At 49.9% G+C, this 3116-nt stretch carries 1 rRNA gene; it reads left to right on the top strand.

From position 1 onward, the window contains the following. Positions 1-206 precede the first annotated feature (206 nt). Positions 207-3098: ribosomal RNA gene (locus ACHUGF_RS17935) — 23S ribosomal RNA — on the top strand. The last annotated feature ends 18 nt before the right edge of the window (positions 3099-3116 follow it).

Here is a 3116-nt window from a genome sequence, read left to right as displayed (position 1 = left end):
TGATGATGTCTGTCGTCATGTTAATACAAATCGTTTGATGTGAGAGCATCAAACAAATTGAGTTCTCAAAACACTATTTAAGTGTCTTGAATATTCTAAAAACTAAGGCGATACATGCTCGAAAGAGTGTGATTTATCAAAAAAACCAGCTAGTCACCTATGTGGCTCAGATAATTATCATCTAATGAGACTTATTTGGGTTGTATGGTTAAGTGACTAAGCGTATACGGTGGATGCCTTGGCAGTCAGAGGCGATGAAGGACGTAGTAACTTGCGAAAAGCGTTGGCGAGCTAGTAACAAGCATTTGAGCTAACGATGTCCGAATGGGGAAACCCAATTGCATAAGCAATTATCCTGCAGTGAATACATAGCTGTAGGAGGCGAACCCGGGGAACTGAAACATCTAAGTACCCGGAGGAAAAGAAATCAACCGAGATTCCCCTAGTAGCGGCGAGCGAACGGGGATTAGCCCTTAAGTCTATGGGGTGTTAGTGGAATGTGTTGGAAAGCACAGCGGCACAGGGTGATAGCCCCGTACATGAAAACTAACCATAGATGAAATCGAGTAAGGCGGGACACGTGACATCCTGTCTGAACATGGGGGGACCATCCTCCAAGGCTAAATACTCCTGACTGACCGATAGTGAACCAGTACCGTGAGGGAAAGGCGAAAAGAACCCCTGTGAGGGGAGTGAAATAGAACCTGAAACCGTATACGTACAAGCAGTGGGAGCGGTTCTTGAGACCGTGACTGCGTACCTTTTGTATAATGGGTCAGCGACTTACATTTTGTAGCGAGGTTAAGCGAATAGCGGAGCCGTAGGGAAACCGAGTGTTAACTGCGCGTTTAGTTGCAAGGTGTAGACCCGAAACCCGGTGATCTAGCCATGGGCAGGTTGAAGGTTGAGTAACATCAACTGGAGGACCGAACACACGTATGTTGAAAAATGCGGTGATGACTTGTGGCTGGGGGTGAAAGGCCAATCAAACCGGGAGATATCTGGTTCTCCTCGAAAGCTATTTAGGTAGCGCCTCGTACGAATACCATTGGGGGTAGAGCACTGTTAAGGCTAGGGGGTCATCCCGACTTACCAACCCTTTGCAAACTCCGAATACCAATGAGTACTATACGGGAGACAGACGGCGGGTGCTAACGTCCGTCGTCAAAAGGGAAACAACCCAGACCGTCAGCTAAGGTCCCAAAGTGTATGTTAAGTGGGAAACGATGTGGGAAGGCTTAGACAGCTAGGATGTTGGCTTAGAAGCAGCCATCATTTAAAGAAAGCGTAATAGCTCACTAGTCGAGTCGGCCTGCGCGGAAGATTTAACGGGGCTAAACATACCACCGAAGCTACGGGTTTGCAGTTTTACTGCAAGCGGTAGAGGAGCGTTCTGTAAGCGGTTGAAGCCGAAGGGGTAACCCACGGTGGACGTATCAGAAGTGCGAATGCTGACATGAGTAACGATAAAGGGAGTGAAAAACTCCCTCGCCGAAAGACCAAGGGTTCCTGTCCAACGTTAATCGGGGCAGGGTGAGTCGACCCCTAAGGCGAGGCCGAAAGGCGTAGTCGATGGGAAACGGGTTAATATTCCCGTACTTTTGCTAACTGCGATGGAGAGACGGAGAAGGCTAGGCTAGCGCGGCGTTGGTAGTCCGCGTTTAAGGTTGTAGGTGGTGTACTTAGGCAAATCCGGGTACACATACACTGAGAACTGATGACGAAGTCCCAAGGGACTGAAGTAGTTGATGCCATGCTTCCAGGAAAATCTTCTAAGCTTCAGGTTAGTAGGAATCGTACCCCAAACCGACACAGGTGGTCGGGTAGAGAATACCAAGGCGCTTGAGAGAACTCGGCTGAAGGAACTAGGCAAAATGGTACCGTAACTTCGGGAGAAGGTACGCTCCTGGTGGTGATGAGACTTGCTCTCTAAGCTGTTGGGAGTCGCAGATACCAGGTGGCTGCAACTGTTTATCAAAAACACAGTACTGTGCAAAATCGCAAGATGACGTATACGGTATGACGCCTGCCCGGTGCCGGAAGGTTAATTGATTGGGTTATCTTCGGAGAAGCTCATGATCGAAGCCCCGGTAAACGGCGGCCGTAACTATAACGGTCCTAAGGTAGCGAAATTCCTTGTCGGGTAAGTTCCGACCTGCACGAATGGCGTAATGATGGCCACGCTGTCTCCAGCCGAGACTCAGTGAAGTTGAAATTGCGGTGAAGATGCCGTATACCCGCGGCTAGACGGAAAGACCCCGTGAACCTTTACTATAGCTTGGCACTGAACATTGAACCTACATGTGTAGGATAGGTGGGAGACTTTGAAGCGCAGTCGCTAGATTGTGTGGAGTCAACCTTGAAATACCACCCTTGTAGTTTTGATGTTCTAACTCTGGCCCCTAATCGGGGTTGAGGACAGTGCCTGGTGGGTAGTTTGACTGGGGCGGTCTCCTCCCAAAGAGTAACGGAGGAGCACGAAGGTTAGCTAAACACGGTCGGACATCGTGTGGTTAGTGCAATGGCATAAGCTAGCTTAACTGCGAGACAGACACGTCGAGCAGGTACGAAAGTAGGTCATAGTGATCCGGTGGTTCTGAATGGAAGGGCCATCGCTCAACGGATAAAAGGTACTCCGGGGATAACAGGCTGATACCGCCCAAGAGTTCATATCGACGGCGGTGTTTGGCACCTCGATGTCGGCTCATCACATCCTGGGGCTGAAGTCGGTCCCAAGGGTATGGCTGTTCGCCATTTAAAGTGGTACGCGAGCTGGGTTCAGAACGTCGTGAGACAGTTCGGTCCCTATCTGCCGTGGGCGTTGGATGATTGAAGGGAGCTGCTCCTAGTACGAGAGGACCGGAGTGGACGAACCGCTGGTGTTCGGGTTGTTATGCCAATAGCATTGCCCGGTAGCTACGTTCGGAATCGATAACCGCTGAAAGCATCTAAGCGGGAAGCGAGCCCTAAGATGAGTCATCCCTAGGTCTTTAAGACCTCTAAAGAGCCGTTCGAGACTAGGACGTTGATAGGCATGGTGTGTAAGCGTTGTGAGGCGTTGAGCTAACATGTACTAATGACTCGTGAGGCTTAACCATACAACCCAGATGGGTTTT

Source organism: Shewanella maritima, assembly GCF_043643735.1.
GTDB classification, from domain to species: Bacteria; Pseudomonadota; Gammaproteobacteria; order Enterobacterales; family Shewanellaceae; genus Shewanella; species Shewanella maritima_A.
The sequence above is the reverse complement of the archived record's forward strand: the minus strand, read 5'-3'. Positions and strand labels throughout refer to the sequence as shown.